This is a genomic window from Janthinobacterium sp. GW458P (genome assembly GCF_002127585.1).
Lineage (GTDB): Bacteria > Pseudomonadota > Gammaproteobacteria > Burkholderiales > Burkholderiaceae_D > Janthinobacterium.
The window spans coordinates 1-14,197 of sequence record NZ_NEGZ01000049.1 but is presented as its reverse complement, the minus strand read 5'-3'; the positions used below and the strand labels follow the sequence as shown (position 1 = coordinate 14,197).

Sequence of the window (14,197 nt, the reverse complement as noted above, 5' to 3'; positions counted from 1 at the left end):
CCCATGAGCGCAGAGAAAACCACGTCGCGCCGCCGTTTCCTGCTTGGCGGCCTCGGTCTCGGCGTGGCCGGCGTGGGTGCCCTGGTGCTGGGCTGGGGCGTGCTGCCGCCGCGCCAGCGCCTGCACGGCAGCGCGCCGCTGGCCGTGCCCGGCGGCGCCGTGGCCCTGAACGGCTGGCTGGCCATCCAGGCCGACGGCACGGTGCTGCTGGCCATGCCGCGCAGCGAGATGGGGCAGGGCGTGCACACGGCCCTGCCCATGCTGGTGGCCGAGGAACTCGACGTGGCTTTGAGCAGCGTCAAACTGATCCAGGCGCCCATGGACAAGATCTTCGGCAATGTCGCCATGCTCAAGGACAGCCTGCCCTTCCATCCGGACGACCAGGGCCGCGTCAAGGCGCTGGCGCAGTGGACGGTGGCCAAGGCCGCGCGCGAGCTGGGCGTGATCGTCACGGGCGGCTCGTCGAGCGTGAAGGATGGCTGGGGCCCGATGCGCGAGGCGGGCGCCTGCGCGCGCGCCATGCTGCTGCAAGCCGCCGCCGCGCAGTGGCAGGTGCCGGCCGCGCAATGCCGCACGCAGAATGGCGAAGTCATTCACCCGGACGGGCGGCGCGCCAGCTACGCCAGCCTGGCGCAGCGCGCCGCCGCCATCGATCCCGGCGCGCCCGTGCTGAAGCAGCCCGGTGACTTCAAACTGATCGGCCAGCCGGCGCCGCGCCGCGATACGCCGTCCAAGGTGAATGGCAGCGCGCGTTTCGGCATCGATGCGCGCCCGCCCGGCATGCTGTACGCGGCCCTGCAGCTGCCGCCGCGTCTCGGCGATACCGTTGCTTCGTTCGACGCGGCGAGCGTGCTGGCGCTGCCCGGCGTGAAGAAGGTGGCGGACCTGACGCCGGCGCTGGGCCAGCGCGGTGTCTCCTGCGTGGCCGTCGTGGCCGACACGTACTGGCGCGCGAAGACGGCCGCCGCCGCCCTGGCCGTGCAGTGGACGGCGGGACCGCAGGCGGGCTTGTCCAGCGACGCCGTGTATGCCGAATTTTCCCGCCTGCTCGATGGCGACGCCGGTTTTGCCTATTATTCCCGCGGCGAGGTCGAAGGCAAGGCGGCGCAGGCCTTGCGCAGCGTCAAGGCCGAGTACCGCGCGCCTTTCCTCGCCCACGCGGCCATGGAACCCGTCAACTGCACCGCGCAGGTAAAAGATGGCAAGGTGATGCTGTGGGTCTCCACGCAGGCGCCCGGCATCGCCGTCGACGTGGCGGCGAAAATCGCCGGCGTCGCCGCGCAGGACGTGGCCATCGAGGTGCTGCTGCTGGGCGGCGGTTTCGGCCGCCGCCTGGAAGTGGACATGATTGCGCAAGCCGTGGCCATCGCGCTGCAGTGCCATGGCGCGCCCGTGCAGCTGGTGTGGACGCGCGAGCAGGACACGCAGCACGATATGTACCGCCCGGCCGCGCTGGCCCGCTTCGCGGCCCGCCTCGACGAGCATGGGCGCATCGCGTCCTGGGACAACAAATCCGTCAGCGCTTCCATCACGCACCAGTTTTTGCGGCGTAATTTCGGCTTGCCCGGCGCGGGGCCGGACAAGACCACGGCCGAAGGCGAATTCGACATGCCGTATGAAATCGCCAACCAGCGCATCGCCCACGTGATTGCCGACAGTGCCGTGCCCGTCGGTTACTGGCGCTCGGTCGGGCACTCGCACAATGCATTCTTCAAGGAAAGTTTTATCGATGAGCTGGCCCACGCGGCGGGGCAGGACGGCATCGCCTTCCGCCGCGCCATGCTGGCGCAGCACCCGCGCCACCTGGCCGTGCTCGATGCGGCGGTAGCCAGGGCCGGCAGCGCGCCGCCCGGCCACGCGCACGGCGTGGCCCTGCACCAGTCGTTCGGCAGCATCGTGGCGCAAGTGGCGCAGGTGTCCGTGGAAAACGGCGAAATCCGCGTGCAGCGCGTCGTGTGCGCCATCGATTGCGGCATCGCCGTCAATCCGAACATCATCGCCCAGCAGATGGAGTCGGCCGTGCTGTTCGGCCTGTCGGCGGCGCTGGCCGGCGAGATCACGTTCAAGGATGGCAAAGTCGAGCAGAGCAACTTCCACGACTATCCCGTGCTGCGCATGGGGCAAACGCCCGAGGTGGAAACCATCGTCATCGCCAGCGCGGAACACCCGGAAGGCGTGGGCGAGCCGGGCACGCCGCCGATCGCGCCGGCCGTGGCCAACGCCGTCTTCAGGCTGACGGGAAAACGCCTGCGCAGCCTGCCGCTGCGCCTGGGGTAAAGTTTATTAAGAACACCTAACAAAACCGTAGCGAGCGGCAGTGAGTTGTGGCTGAGAAGCGGAGCTGTGCGGATGCACGGGAGCGCCGAGTCAGTGAGCATCGGAGGCCGCGACCCGCGACGCGCAGTAGGTTTTGTCGGGTGTTCTAGGCCAGGGTGGCGGCCAGCAGGTTGCGCAGATTGCAGTCGCGCTGCCAGTCGCGCCGTTCCTGCGTGCTGGCGGCCTGCGCCGCCAGTTCGGCCCCGCTGAGCGCCTGCTGCGCCTGCACCATGCGGTGCGCCAGGCCGCCGTCGGGCAGCACGGTGCCGAAGAAGGCCACGTTGTCGTCGCGCTGGATCAGCAGGGTGGGGAAGTTGTCGATGTCGAGGTCGCCCACCACGTCGGCCTGGTCTTCGATGTCGATCCAGACGAACAGCGTGTCCGGGTGGCGCGCGGCCAGTTCCTCGAACGTGGCGCGGTAGCTGCCGCAGGTGCCGCACCACAGCGCGCACAGGCAGGCCACGGTCCAGCGGGGCCCGGCCAGGGCTGCCGCGACATCGGCGCGGTTATCGGTCGTGAGGGTCAGGCTGTGCATGGTTGTTCATATCTGTAGGGCCGATGGGCGCGGGGCGCCCGATGCGCGTATTCTACCGCGCCCGGCCAGCGCAGTCCCGACAATGCATGAGCTTGTTTGACCGTGTTTTTTGATGTAACTCACCTTTCTGGTGGATAATGCTGGTAATTGCGCGCTGATTACGCTGGTCCCTGCTGCTTCCTGGCCCCGCAGCCTGACTCCTCCAGTCTGTTTTCACGCCCTGCCCGGTGTCAGCGCTCCCGCCTTTGTTTATATTTTATTATGGAATTAGCCAGTTTATGTTGAGTTACCGCCACGCCTTTCACGCGGGTAATCACGCCGATGTGTTGAAGCATTATGTGCAGATTCAGTTGTTGCAGTACCTGAATCAAAAAGATACCGCCTATAGTTATATCGATACCCATTCCGGCGCGGGCGTGTATGCGCTCGACGGCGGTTATGCGTCGAAAAATGCCGAGTACGAAACGGGCATCGCGCCCCTGTGGGACCGCACGGACTGGCCCGCTTCGCTGGCCGAGTACATGAAGCTGATCAAGGAAATGAATCCGAGCGGCAAGATGCGCTACTACCCGGGTTCGCCGTACTGCGCCGACAAGGTCAGCCGCGAGCAAGACCGTTTGCGCCTGTTCGAGCTGCATCCTGCCGACGCCAAGATTCTGGCTGACAACTTCCGCAAGGTCGAGGCGCATGCGCTGGCCCAGGGCGAGCGTCCCACCGTGCGCGGCAAGCGCGTCATCATCACCAAGGCCGACGGCTTCCAGAGCCTGAAAGCCCTGCTGCCGCCGCCATCGCGCCGCGCGCTGGTGCTGATCGATCCGCCGTATGAAGACAAGATGGATTACCGCAAGGTCAAGGACACCCTGGCCGACGCCCTCGTGCGCTTCCCGTCCGGCATGTACGCCGTCTGGTACCCGGTGCTGCAGCGCATGGAATCGCGCCAGTTCGCCGACAAGCTCAAGCAACTGCCCAGCTCGGACTGGTTGCACGTGACCCTGACCGTCAACACCCCGTCGCCGGACGGTTTCGGCTTGCACAGCAGCGGCATGTTCATCTTGAACCCGCCGTACACGCTGGAGCCGATGTTGCGCGAAGTCATGCCTTACCTGGTGAAGGTGCTGGGCCGCGACGATGGCGCCAAGTTTGTGTTGGAAACAGGCAAGGGCGGACAGAAAAATACGGGCACCAGAAGAGTGTAGTCATGCTCGGCTTGGTAGTGCGGCAATAAAAAAACGCCACGGTGCAGTCGACCGTGGCGTTTTTTATTGGCTGGCGAGGAATTACTGTCCCAGCAGCAAGAACACGGTGGGTTTCTTGTGGAAGTCCGGCGCCTTGCCGGCGGCCAATTGTTTCTTCCACTGTCCGCCATTCCACGTCTGCACGCTTTCCGTGTCAAGGCTCAGGTCGGTGGCGACGCAGATCAGGGTCGATGGCGCGCATTGCGCCACCAGCGCTTCGAGCATGGCGGCGTTGCGGTACGGCGTCTCGATGAACAGCTGGGTCTGCTTTTCATTGCGTGACCGGCTCTCCAGTTCCTTGAGGCGCTTGGCGCGCAGGGCCGCATCCGTGGGCAGGTAGCCGTTGAAGGCGAAGCTCTGGCCGTTCAAGCCGCTGGCCATCACGGCCAGCAAGATCGACGACGGCCCCACCAGCGGGCGCACCTTGATGCCGACCTGGTGCGCCAGGCGGACCAGGTCGGCGCCGGGGTCGGCCACGGCCGGCACGCCCGCTTCCGATATCAGGCCCGCATCGCGCCCCGCCAGCAGCGGCGCCAGCAAGCCGGCCAGCGCTTGCGCCGGGGTATTGACGTTGAGTTCCGAAATCGTGATTTCCTGCAGCGGCCTGGCCAGCGGATGCTGGTTGCCGATCAATTTCAAAAAAGCGCGCGCCGTCTTGGCATTTTCCGCGACGAAATAATCGAGTTGCGAGGTGAGGTGCCGCACCTGCTCGGGAATGATGCGGGCCAGCGGGTCGATGGCGCCGTCGGACAGGCCGAGGTGGTTGGGGATCAGGTACAGGGTGCCGGTCATATTATTAGCTTTGTATTGGCCGGGGTCGGTCCCGCCACGATCGGAATGTGCTCCATTGGAGCACGCTCCCCCGTCGGGACTGTCCCCCGCGTGATTAAAATGTAAAAAACGCCACGCCGGCCTTGCGCAGCATGCCCGTCAAGGCGATCAAGGGCAGGCCGGTAAGGGCGGTCGGGTCGGTGGTGGCGATGCCTTCGAGCAGGGCGATGCCCAGGCCCTCGTTCTTGGCGCTGCCGGCGCAGTCATACGGCTGCTCGATGCGCAGGTAGGCGTCCAGTTCGGCATCGGGCACGTCGCGCACGGTGACGACAGTCTGCACATCTTCCACTTGCGCCACGGCGGGCGACTTGCGCCCGTCGAGCAGGCACAGTGCCGTGTGGAACACGGTCTGGCGCCCGCGCATGGCCTGCAGCTGGCGCAGGGCGTTGCCATGGTTGCCGGGCTTGCCGATCTGCGCGCCGTCCAGGGTGGCGACCTGGTCGGAGCCGATGACGAGACTGCCAGGATGGCGCTCGAGCACGGCCTGCGCCTTCGCCTGGGCCAGGCGCAGGGCCGTGGCGCTGGGGCTTTCGCCTGGCAGGGGGCTTTCATCGAGATCGGGCACGGCCACCTCGAAAGGCAGGCGCAGGCGTTGCAGCAATTCCTTGCGGTAGGTTGAACTCGATGCAAGAATCAAGCGCAATGGGGCGGAAGTTGGTATCATTCGGTAGCGGATGGCGGCCGGCATGGCCGCGATTGTATGTGTAATGGTCTGTGCCATGGCGTTTCCACCGGAACCCCGGGGCGTGGAGTCCGTCTATGAGGCTCCAGGCGGCATGGCGGCGTTGATGAATATTCAATAAGTACGTCAAAAAAGATGGCAGGCCTTTGACTCGGCGCTTAAAACCCTGTTATTATCGCAGGTTTTCCGGGGAAATTTTCTACCAATGAATGCTTTTGTGATCGACGCCTTTGATTTTTGTCGTATCAGCGGGAGCCGCGAGGGTGTAACTCCTGTCGCTGAAATGACCCGGTTGACCAAGGATTGTGCAGATGCTTCCGGCGACATCGCCTGGAAGATCGTCGGCGGCACCAGCAAGCTGGGCTACCCGCAACTGACCTTGTCGGTCAACGGCACCGTTCAGCTGGTATGCCAGCGCTGCCTGACTCCGTATGCGTATGCGATTGATTCTTCGACTGTTTTGATGCTGGGCAAGGATGACGAGCACGCGGACGAGATCGAAGAAATCATCAACGATGAAACGATCGACGTGATCGTTGGCAGCCGCACCATGGATGCCGCGGCCCTGATCGAAGATGAAGCCTTGCTGGCCCTGCCGCAGGTAGCCAAACACGACGTCTGCCCCGATACGGCGCAGCTCGATGCTCTCAAGACTGAAAAGAAGTCGCCGTTCGCGGCACTGAAAGACTTGAAGCCAGAATAAGTAGTGTAAGAAAGGAAGCCTTAAAAAACCGTAGCGAGCGGCCCGATATCGTCTTGAGTAGCGCAAGCGTACGAATGTACTGAGCGCCGCCGAGGCGATAGCGGGAAGCGCAGCAGGTTTTTTATGCTTCCTGTAAAGAACGTGTCAAACGCGTGTAGTAATCGAGTATGGCAAGTGTAGTGAAATGTAATTGTAACAAACGATGTCGGTACGGACTGTTTTCGGGTAGTCTTTGCCGCTGGGATACTCGATTCGCATGTATTTGCTAATCGAATGTGCTAAAATTTTAGAACTTATGTATTAGGAGTCATCATGGCAGTTCAACAGAACAAGAAAACCCCTTCCAAGCGCGGCATGCACCGTTCGCACGACTTCCTGGTCGCGCCGCAATTGAGCGTCGAGCCAGTTACCGGCGAAACACACATGCGTCACCATATCAGCCCTAACGGCTTCTATCGTGGCCGTAAAGTGTTGAAGACCAAAAACGACGAGTAATCGACGTTTTTGTTGGGTAAGATGAAAGCGGTGTTGCGTGGTTATTCGGCGTGGCGCCGCTTCTTCTTTTTTATCGGCTGCAATTCATCTTGCACACCCGTCATTTTGAATCACGCTGTCCAGGTCTGTGCATGATATGTTGCGCCCTGCATATGCTCCAGTCCGATTCACATCTTGCCGCACGCCCGCAGCGGTACTGAATCAACACAAATGACAATCAAAATTTCTATCGACTGCATGGGCGGAGATCATGGTCCCTCAGTCACTATCCCCGCAGCAATTTCCTTCGTAAAACATGAGCCTGAAGCCGAACTGATCCTTGTTGGATTGGAAGACGTGATCCGTGCCGAACTGAAGAAACATAAAGCTGACACGCATCCGCGCCTGTCGGTGCTGCACGCCTCCGAACAAGTTACCATGGACGATCCCCTGGAAGTGGCGCTGCGCCGCAAGAAGGATTCCTCCATGCGCGTGGCCATCGAACAGGTCAAGAGCGGCGTGGCGCAAGCCTCCGTTTCCGCCGGTAATACGGCAGCCCTGATGGCCGTGTCGCGCTATGTATTGAAAACCATGTCCGGCGTCGACCGTCCGGCCATCTGCAGCATCTTGCCGAATCAAAAGAACGGCCCGACCTACATGCTGGACCTGGGCGCCAACGTCGATTGCGAACCGCATCACTTGCACCAGTTCGCCATCATGGGTTCCGTGCTCGTTTCCGCCATGGAAGGCATAGCCCGTCCGACGATCGGCTTGCTGAACGTGGGCACGGAAGATATCAAGGGCAATGAAGTGGTGAAGCTGACTTCGAAGCTGCTGCAGGCCGACCACGAACGTGGCGCGCTGAACTTCTACGGCAACGTAGAAGGCAACGATATCTTCAAGGGCACGACCGATATCGTCGTCTGCGACGGTTTTGTCGGCAACGTCACCCTGAAAGCCATCGAAGGCCTGGCGCGCCTGATGAAGGATGTGCTCACGTCCGAATTCAAGCGCAATCCGGTCACCATGCTGGGCGCGCTGATCGCCCGCGGCGCCCTGAAAGCCATCGGCAACCGCCTGAATCCCTCGCGCTACAACGGCGCCAGCCTGCTGGGCTTGCGTGGCCTCGTCTTTAAGAGCCACGGCAGCGCCGACGCCTATTCGTTTGAATGGGCCTTGCGCCGCGCCTTTGATGCGGCAAAAAATGACGTGCAAGCGCACCTGGCCAGCCTGATCGCCGAACTGATGCCGCGCACGCCAGTTCCGGATGAACCTACATCAACAAGCTCTACCATTTAGTGGACGGGTACTTGCATGACTGTTTTTAGCAAAACTTACAGCAAAATTATCGGCACCGGCAGCTATTTGCCGGAGAAGCGCGTCACCAACCAGGATCTGACCGAACAGCTCGCCGCCAAGGGCATCGAGACCTCGGATGAATGGATCGTCTCGCGCAGCGGCATCTCGGCGCGCCATTACGCGGCGCCGACGCAAAATTCCTCGGACCTGGGCGTGGAAGCGGCCAAAAAGGCCCTGGACATGGCCGGCCTGAACGGCAACGACCTGGACCTGATCATCGTCGCCAGCTCGACCCCCGATTTCTTCGGCAGCTTCCCCAGCACCGCCTGCATCGTGCAAAACAAGCTGGGCATCACGAACAACTGCGCCGCCGTCGACGTGCAAGCCGTCTGCAGCGGCTTTGTCTATGCCGTGGCAACTGCCGATAGCTTCATTCAATCGGGCATGCATAAAAACGTGCTGGTGATCGGCGCCGAAGTGTTTTCGCGCATCCTCAATTTCGACGACCGCGGCACCTGCGTGCTGTTCGGCGACGGCGCCGGCGCCATCGTCATGACGGCGTCGAAAGAGCCGGGCATCCTGGCCACCAAGCTGCACGCGGACGGCCGCCACTCGGACATCCTCAGCGTGCCGGGCAGCCTGGCCGGCGGCGCGCTGGCCGGCAGCGCCTTCCTGTACATGGATGGCCCGGCCGTCTTCAAGCTGGCCGTGTCCGTGCTGGAAAAGGTCGCGCACGAAGCCCTGGAGCACGCCAACATGACCTCGGACCAGATCGACTGGCTGATTCCGCACCAGGCGAATATCCGCATCATGAACAGCACGGCCAAGAAGCTCGGCTTGCCGCTGGACAAGATGGTCGTCACCGTCGACCAGCATGGCAACACCTCGGCCGCCTCGATCCCGCTGGCGCTCGACATCGCCGTGCGCGATGGCCGCGTCAGGAAGGGCGACAACGTCATGATGGAAGGCGTGGGCGGCGGCTTTACCTGGGGCGCCGTGCTGGCGCGCATGTAATCCCGCAACACTATTAAAAGAACGGAGTCGACATGACACAATTTGCATTTGTTTTCCCAGGCCAAGGCTCGCAAGCGATTGCGATGCTCGACGGCTTTGCCGGCAACCCCGTGGTGGCGCAGACCGTCGCCGAAGCGTCGGACGCCCTGCAATGCGACCTGGGCAAGCTGATCGCCGAAGGTCCGAAGGAAGAGCTGGACCTGACCACCAACACGCAGCCCGTGATGCTGACGGCGGCCGTGGCCTTCTACCGCGCCTGGCTGGCGGCGGGCGGCCCCGTGCCGACGGTCGTCGCCGGTCACAGTCTCGGCGAATACTCGGCGCTGGTTGCCGCCGGCGTGATCTCGTTCAAGGATGCCGTGCCGCTCGTGCGCTTCCGCGCGCAAGCGATGCAGGAAGCCGTGCCGGTCGGGCAGGGCACGATGGCTGTCGTGCTGGGCCTGTCGGATGACGACGTGCGCGCCGCCTGTGCGGAAGCGGCGGCGGAAAACCCGGCCCTGGTGGTCGAGCCCGTCAATTTCAATGCGCCGGCGCAAGTCGTCATCGCCGGCCACACGGCTGCCGTCGAGCGCGCCTGCGAACTGGCCAAGGCCAAGGGCTCCAAGCGCGCCATGAAGCTGCCTGTCTCGGCGCCATTCCACTCGTCGCTGCTCAAACCCGCATCGGACCGCTTGCGCGAGTACATGGCCGGCTTGAGCTTCTCGGCGCCGCAGATCGCCCTGATCAACAACGTCGACGTGGCCATCGTCAACGATGTCGCCGGCATCAAGGACGCCCTCGTGCGCCAGGCAGCCAGCCCCGTGCGCTGGGTGGAAACCATGCAGAAGGTCGCCGCGGATGGCATCACGCAAGTGATCGAATGCGGTCCGGGCAAGGTCCTGATGGGCCTGGCCAAGCGCATCGATCCCGTGCTGGTGGGCGACGCCATCGTCGACCAGGCCTCGCTGGAACGCATTTTGACGCAGCTCAAATAAACAGCAAACGGCAGTGCAGCTGTGGCTGCCGTCAGCCATCTTTAAGGATACTCATGAATTTAGCAAATCAAGTCGTGCTGGTCACGGGCGCCTCGCGCGGCATCGGCCGCGCCATCGCCACCGAACTGGGCAAGCAGGGCGCCACCGTGGTTGGCACCGCCACCTCGGAAAGCGGCGCGCAAGCGATCACCGATTACCTGGCCGCCGAAGGCGTGGCCGGCAAGGGCCTGGTCCTGAACGTGACCGATGCGGCGCGTTGCGCGGCCGTCGTCGACGAAGTGCAGAAAGCCTACGGCAGCCTGTCCATCCTCGTCAACAATGCGGGCATCACGCAAGACCAGCTGGCCATGCGCATGAAGGATGAAGAGTGGGACAGCGTGATTTCGACGAATCTGTCGGCCGTGGGCCGCCTGTCGCGCGCCGTACTGCGCGGCATGATGAAAGCCAAAACTGGGCGTATCATTAATATCACGTCCGTAGTGGCCTCGTCGGGCAATCCGGGACAGATGAATTACGCGGCGGCCAAGGCCGGCGTGGAAGGCATGAGCCGCGCGCTGGCGCGTGAGATCGGCAGCCGCAACATTACCGTGAACTGCATCGCCCCCGGTTTCATCGATACCGACATGACCAAGGCGCTGAGCGAAGAGCAGCACGCGGCCCTGTTGACGCAAATTCCCCTGTCCCGCCTGGGCAAGCCGGAAGATGTGGCGGCGGCCGTGGCCTTTCTGGCCTCGCCGCAAGCGGCCTATATCACGGGCACGACCCTGCACGTGAACGGCGGAATGTATATGAATTGATGTGAACGGTAGACGGAACGGGCGTTTGTGGCATGATTCAACGGTCGTTTTTGTCTATAATCGCATCTTTTAGCAGCAGCTTCGGTCGAATTAGCAGCAGACACCGAAATTAGTATTCGGACGCGCAAACCTGATAAAATGCGCGCACTTTCCGTAACACACACTTTGGAGCCATAACATGTCGGATATCGAACAACGCGTTAAGAAAATCGTCGCTGAGCAACTGGGCGTTGCAGAAGCAGACATCAAAATCGAATCCTCCTTCGTCGACGATCTCGGCGCCGATTCCCTGGACACCGTGGAACTGGTCATGGCCCTGGAAGACGAATTCGAAATGGAAATCCCTGACGAACAAGCTGAAAAAATCACCACCGTGCAACAGGCGATCGACTACGCCACTGCACACGTCAAGGCCTAAGCCTGTCTGACCGACTTCAGGAGAATCGCTTGAGCCGTTCTAAAAACCGTCGTGTTGTTGTCACCGGCCTGGGCTGCGTTTCACCTGTCGGCAATACTATTGCCGAGGCGTGGGGCGCAATCGTCGAAGGTAAATCCGGCATTGCCACGATTACCAAATTCGATGCACAGCCATTCACCACGCATTTTGCCGGTGAAGTCAAAGGCTTCAATATCGAAGATTACATCTCCGGTAAAGAAGCCCGCCATATGGATACCTTTATCCATTACGGCATGGCTGCAGGCATCCAGGCGATGCAGGACTCCGGCCTGGAAGTGACCGAGGAAAACGCCGAGCGCATCGGCGTGATCATCGGTTCCGGTATCGGCGGCTTGCCGCTGATCGAGGAAACCAAGTCCGAGTACGAAAAGCGCGGTCCGCGCCGTATCTCGCCATTTTTCGTGCCTGCCTCGATCATTAACATGATTTCTGGCAACCTTTCGATCAAATATGGTCTGAAGGGTCCGAACCTGGCGATCGTGACGGCGTGTACCACCGGTCTGCACAGCATCGGCGCGGCAGCGCGCATGATCGAGTACGGCGATGCCGACGTCATGATCGCCGGCGGCGCCGAGTCGACCGTGTCGCCGCTGGGCCTGGGCGGTTTCGCCTCGGCACGCGCCTTGTCGACCCGCAACGACGATCCGGCAACGGCATCGCGTCCGTGGGATGCCGACCGCGACGGTTTCGTGCTGGGCGAGGGCGCTGGCGTGATGGTGCTGGAAGACTACGAGCACGCGGTGGCCCGTGGCGCCAAGATCTATGCCGAAGTGCATGGTTTCGGGATGAGCGCAGATGCTTATCACATGACCTCGCCGCTGGAAGATGGCAGCGGCGGCAGCAAATCGGTGATCGCGGCCCTCAACAACGCCGGCTTGAACGCGGATCAGATTCAATACCTGAACGCGCACGGCACGTCGACCCCGCAAGGCGACGTGGCGGAAGTGATGGGCATCAAACGCACCTTCGGCGAGCATGCCAAGAATCTGGTTGTCAACTCGACCAAGTCGATGACGGGCCATTTGCTGGGCGGCGCGGGCGGTCTGGAAGCGGTGTTTACGGTCCTGGCATTGCACCATCAGGTGTCGCCGCCGACCATCAACATCTTCAACCAGGATCCGGCTTGCGATCTCGATTTCTGTGCCAACACGGCGCGGGATATGAAGATCGATTATGCAGTGAAGAATTCGTTCGGCTTCGGCGGTACGAATGGCACGCTGATTTTCGGTAAAGCGAAATAAGCAGGAACTTTCAAGCGCTCGCTGCGGTCCAACCGTAGTGAGCGCTGATTCGGCGCCAACGTTCGTTGGCGCCTGAATTTGCCCGGCATGTTGCTGGCGCGCCTTTCTTTCCCTTGTTGTATGTCAATCGCCATATCGCTGCTTATTCGCACGCCCGTCTGTTTGTGCTGGCTGCAAGCGGCCCTTGGCGTGGCTGCGCTGACGGCTGCCTGGCCCTTGTCGGGCGCGTGGCGCGGCGTGTCCGGACCCGGCGTGCTCGTGGACGGTTATGCGCTGGGCTGGCCTGGTGCCGTGCTCAGTGCGCTTGGCGGCAGTTTTTTACTGCTTGCCCTGCGCTGGCGCAGAAAGCCGCACAGGCTTGATATTTCGCCGGTCGGCCAGTTGCGGCTGGCGGTATATCTGGAGCATGGCGCGGCGCCGGCGGATGCCGCCGCGGCGGTGGCGCCGGGCAGGGCGGCGGCGTCACCGCGGCGGCTGTTGCCGGGCTCCACCTTGTGGCCGTCGCTGCTGGTGCTGCGCCTGGCCGATGGCGACGGCAGGCGCAGCGCCGTGCTGGCGCAGCGGGGGCGTGCTTGTCCCGCGTTTCGCCAGCTGGCCGTGGCGTGCCGGGCTATCGCGGCGCGGGAAAGGGAAGAATAAAAGTGGGGCGAACACTGAACTTCTTGCAGCGGGCCAACTCTATATCCATACAGGCGCCCACGCTGCATGCCAATGGGGATACGCGGCGTGAGGACAGAGCGCGAGTATGATCAGTTACTGGTCGAGCGGGTGCAGGCTGGCGACAAACGGGCATTTGACGTCCTGGTATCGAAGTATCAGCGTCGCTTGATGCGCCTGGTGTCGCGCCTCGTGCATGACCCGGCGGAGGCCGAAGATGTGGTGCAGGAAACCTTTATCAAGGCGTACCGGGCGCTGCGGCATTTTCGCGGCGACGCCGCCTTCTATACATGGTTGTACCGCATCGGCATCAACACGGCCAAGAATCACCTTGTCACCCAGGGCCGTCGTGCGGCCACGTCCAGCGACACCGATGCCGAGCAGGCGGAGTCCTTCGATGACGGCAATAAATTGCGCGACAACAATACGCCCGAATCGGTGCTGGCCAGCAAGCAGATTGCGGCGACCGTCAACGCGGCCATGGATGTGCTGCCCATCGAGCTGCGCACGGCCATCGTGCTGCGCGAAATCGAGGGGCTCAGCTATGAAGAGATAGCGGAGATCATGTCCTGTCCCATCGGCACCGTGCGCAGCCGCATTTTCCGCGCGCGCGAAGTGATCGCGGAAAAATTGAAGCCTTTGTTGGACATGCCGATTGACAAGCGCTGGTAATGTGATGAGTATGGAGTTGGCATGGCTGCGCTCGGTTTCCGCACAGCTACTCTTGAAATGGCAGGGCCTATCATGGACACGCACACCCAATTACACGAGAACATTTCCGCCCTGGCCGATGGCGAGCTGGCGGCCAGCGAACTCGAACTGGCCTTTGCCGCCCTCGACACGGAAACGGGCCGCCAGGCCTGGGAAGCGTATCGCCGCATCGGCGATGTTTTGCGTTCGGACCTGTGCGGTCACGAGCTGAGCCCTCAATTCGCGGCGCGCCTGGCGGGCCGGCTGGCCGGCGAGGCGGCGCCCGCGCGCG

The 14,197-nt window shown here is 62.4% G+C and carries 16 protein-coding genes; 13 read left to right on the top strand and 3 right to left on the bottom strand.

Annotation, left to right across the window (positions count from 1 at the left end):
* Positions 1 to 3: 3 nt before the first annotated feature.
* The gene (locus CBW50_RS21740; protein WP_172404851.1) at positions 4 to 2,277 is read left to right on the top strand and encodes a xanthine dehydrogenase family protein molybdopterin-binding subunit; all 2,274 of its coding nucleotides are present in this window, start codon (positions 4 to 6) and stop codon (positions 2,275 to 2,277) included.
* A 145-nt stretch (positions 2,278 to 2,422) separates the two neighbouring features.
* Here CBW50_RS21740 and CBW50_RS21735 read toward each other — a convergent pair whose 3' ends face one another.
* On the bottom strand, positions 2,423 to 2,851 hold the full coding sequence (locus tag CBW50_RS21735; RefSeq protein WP_086147480.1) for a thioredoxin family protein: 429 nt from the start codon (positions 2,849 to 2,851) through the stop codon (positions 2,423 to 2,425).
* Positions 2,852 to 3,129: 278 nt separating this feature from the next.
* Here CBW50_RS21735 and CBW50_RS21730 point away from each other — a divergent pair, with 278 nt between their 5' ends.
* Complete coding sequence (locus tag CBW50_RS21730) at positions 3,130 to 4,047, top strand: 23S rRNA (adenine(2030)-N(6))-methyltransferase RlmJ (protein WP_086147479.1); 918 nt, start codon at positions 3,130 to 3,132, stop codon at positions 4,045 to 4,047.
* Between the two features lie 81 nt (positions 4,048 to 4,128).
* Here CBW50_RS21730 and CBW50_RS21725 read toward each other — a convergent pair whose 3' ends face one another.
* Positions 4,129 to 4,878 carry an SAM-dependent methyltransferase gene (locus tag CBW50_RS21725; protein WP_086147478.1) on the bottom strand — a complete coding sequence of 250 codons (750 nt, stop codon included), beginning with the start codon at positions 4,876 to 4,878 and terminating at the stop codon, positions 4,129 to 4,131.
* 94 nt (positions 4,879 to 4,972) lie between these two features.
* Positions 4,973 to 5,581 (bottom strand): Maf-like protein, encoded by a 609-nt coding sequence (locus tag CBW50_RS21720; RefSeq protein ID WP_086147495.1) that lies wholly within the window; start codon positions 5,579 to 5,581, stop codon positions 4,973 to 4,975.
* 223 nt (positions 5,582 to 5,804) lie between these two features.
* Between CBW50_RS21720 and CBW50_RS21715 the strand changes: the two genes are divergently transcribed.
* The 11 genes from CBW50_RS21715 to CBW50_RS21665 all read left to right on the top strand — a co-directional run.
* Complete coding sequence (locus tag CBW50_RS21715) at positions 5,805 to 6,302, top strand: DUF177 domain-containing protein (RefSeq protein WP_086147477.1); 498 nt, start codon at positions 5,805 to 5,807, stop codon at positions 6,300 to 6,302.
* Positions 6,303 to 6,614: 312 nt separating this feature from the next.
* Positions 6,615 to 6,797, top strand: coding sequence for a 50S ribosomal protein L32 (rpmF, locus tag CBW50_RS21710; protein ID WP_034749653.1), 183 nt, complete (start codon positions 6,615 to 6,617; stop codon positions 6,795 to 6,797).
* Between the two features lie 210 nt (positions 6,798 to 7,007).
* The gene (gene plsX / locus CBW50_RS21705; protein WP_086147476.1) at positions 7,008 to 8,075 is read left to right on the top strand and encodes a phosphate acyltransferase PlsX; all 1,068 of its coding nucleotides are present in this window, start codon (positions 7,008 to 7,010) and stop codon (positions 8,073 to 8,075) included.
* Positions 8,076 to 8,090: 15 nt separating this feature from the next.
* Complete coding sequence (locus CBW50_RS21700; RefSeq protein WP_086147475.1) at positions 8,091 to 9,089, top strand: beta-ketoacyl-ACP synthase III; 999 nt, start codon at positions 8,091 to 8,093, stop codon at positions 9,087 to 9,089.
* A gap of 32 nt (positions 9,090 to 9,121) precedes the next feature.
* Positions 9,122 to 10,063 carry an ACP S-malonyltransferase gene (gene fabD, locus CBW50_RS21695; protein WP_086147474.1) on the top strand — a complete coding sequence of 314 codons (942 nt, stop codon included), beginning with the start codon at positions 9,122 to 9,124 and terminating at the stop codon, positions 10,061 to 10,063.
* 53 nt (positions 10,064 to 10,116) lie between these two features.
* Positions 10,117 to 10,860 (top strand): 3-oxoacyl-ACP reductase FabG, encoded by a 744-nt coding sequence (gene fabG / locus CBW50_RS21690; RefSeq protein WP_086147473.1) that lies wholly within the window; start codon positions 10,117 to 10,119, stop codon positions 10,858 to 10,860.
* A gap of 178 nt (positions 10,861 to 11,038) precedes the next feature.
* Positions 11,039 to 11,278 carry an acyl carrier protein gene (gene acpP, locus CBW50_RS21685; RefSeq protein WP_008449912.1) on the top strand — a complete coding sequence of 80 codons (240 nt, stop codon included), beginning with the start codon at positions 11,039 to 11,041 and terminating at the stop codon, positions 11,276 to 11,278.
* A gap of 29 nt (positions 11,279 to 11,307) precedes the next feature.
* Positions 11,308 to 12,558, top strand: coding sequence for a beta-ketoacyl-ACP synthase II (fabF, locus tag CBW50_RS21680; RefSeq protein ID WP_086147472.1), 1,251 nt, complete (start codon positions 11,308 to 11,310; stop codon positions 12,556 to 12,558).
* Between the two features lie 120 nt (positions 12,559 to 12,678).
* Positions 12,679 to 13,197 (top strand): hypothetical protein, encoded by a 519-nt coding sequence (locus CBW50_RS21675; RefSeq protein ID WP_086147471.1) that lies wholly within the window; start codon positions 12,679 to 12,681, stop codon positions 13,195 to 13,197.
* Between the two features lie 87 nt (positions 13,198 to 13,284).
* Complete coding sequence (gene rpoE / locus CBW50_RS21670; RefSeq protein ID WP_086147494.1) at positions 13,285 to 13,887, top strand: RNA polymerase sigma factor RpoE; 603 nt, start codon at positions 13,285 to 13,287, stop codon at positions 13,885 to 13,887.
* A 72-nt stretch (positions 13,888 to 13,959) separates the two neighbouring features.
* Positions 13,960 to 14,197: sigma-E factor negative regulatory protein (locus tag CBW50_RS21665; protein ID WP_139842591.1), on the top strand; the 238-nt coding region annotated here is incomplete at its 3' end.

Coding starts and splice junctions, on each gene's coding strand:
- CBW50_RS21740 (WP_172404851.1), top strand. CDS start 4: ATGAGCGCAGAGAAAACCACGTCGCGCCGCCGTTTCCTGCTTGGCGGC.
- CBW50_RS21735 (WP_086147480.1), bottom strand. CDS start 2,851: ATGCACAGCCTGACCCTCACGACCGATAACCGCGCCGATGTCGCGGCA.
- CBW50_RS21730 (WP_086147479.1), top strand. CDS start 3,130: ATGTTGAGTTACCGCCACGCCTTTCACGCGGGTAATCACGCCGATGTG.
- CBW50_RS21725 (WP_086147478.1), bottom strand. CDS start 4,878: ATGACCGGCACCCTGTACCTGATCCCCAACCACCTCGGCCTGTCCGAC.
- CBW50_RS21720 (WP_086147495.1), bottom strand. CDS start 5,581: ATGATACCAACTTCCGCCCCATTGCGCTTGATTCTTGCATCGAGTTCA.
- CBW50_RS21715 (WP_086147477.1), top strand. CDS start 5,805: ATGAATGCTTTTGTGATCGACGCCTTTGATTTTTGTCGTATCAGCGGG.
- rpmF (WP_034749653.1), top strand. CDS start 6,615: ATGGCAGTTCAACAGAACAAGAAAACCCCTTCCAAGCGCGGCATGCAC.
- plsX (WP_086147476.1), top strand. CDS start 7,008: ATGACAATCAAAATTTCTATCGACTGCATGGGCGGAGATCATGGTCCC.
- CBW50_RS21700 (WP_086147475.1), top strand. CDS start 8,091: ATGACTGTTTTTAGCAAAACTTACAGCAAAATTATCGGCACCGGCAGC.
- fabD (WP_086147474.1), top strand. CDS start 9,122: ATGACACAATTTGCATTTGTTTTCCCAGGCCAAGGCTCGCAAGCGATT.
- fabG (WP_086147473.1), top strand. CDS start 10,117: ATGAATTTAGCAAATCAAGTCGTGCTGGTCACGGGCGCCTCGCGCGGC.
- acpP (WP_008449912.1), top strand. CDS start 11,039: ATGTCGGATATCGAACAACGCGTTAAGAAAATCGTCGCTGAGCAACTG.
- CBW50_RS21675 (WP_086147471.1), top strand. CDS start 12,679: ATGTCAATCGCCATATCGCTGCTTATTCGCACGCCCGTCTGTTTGTGC.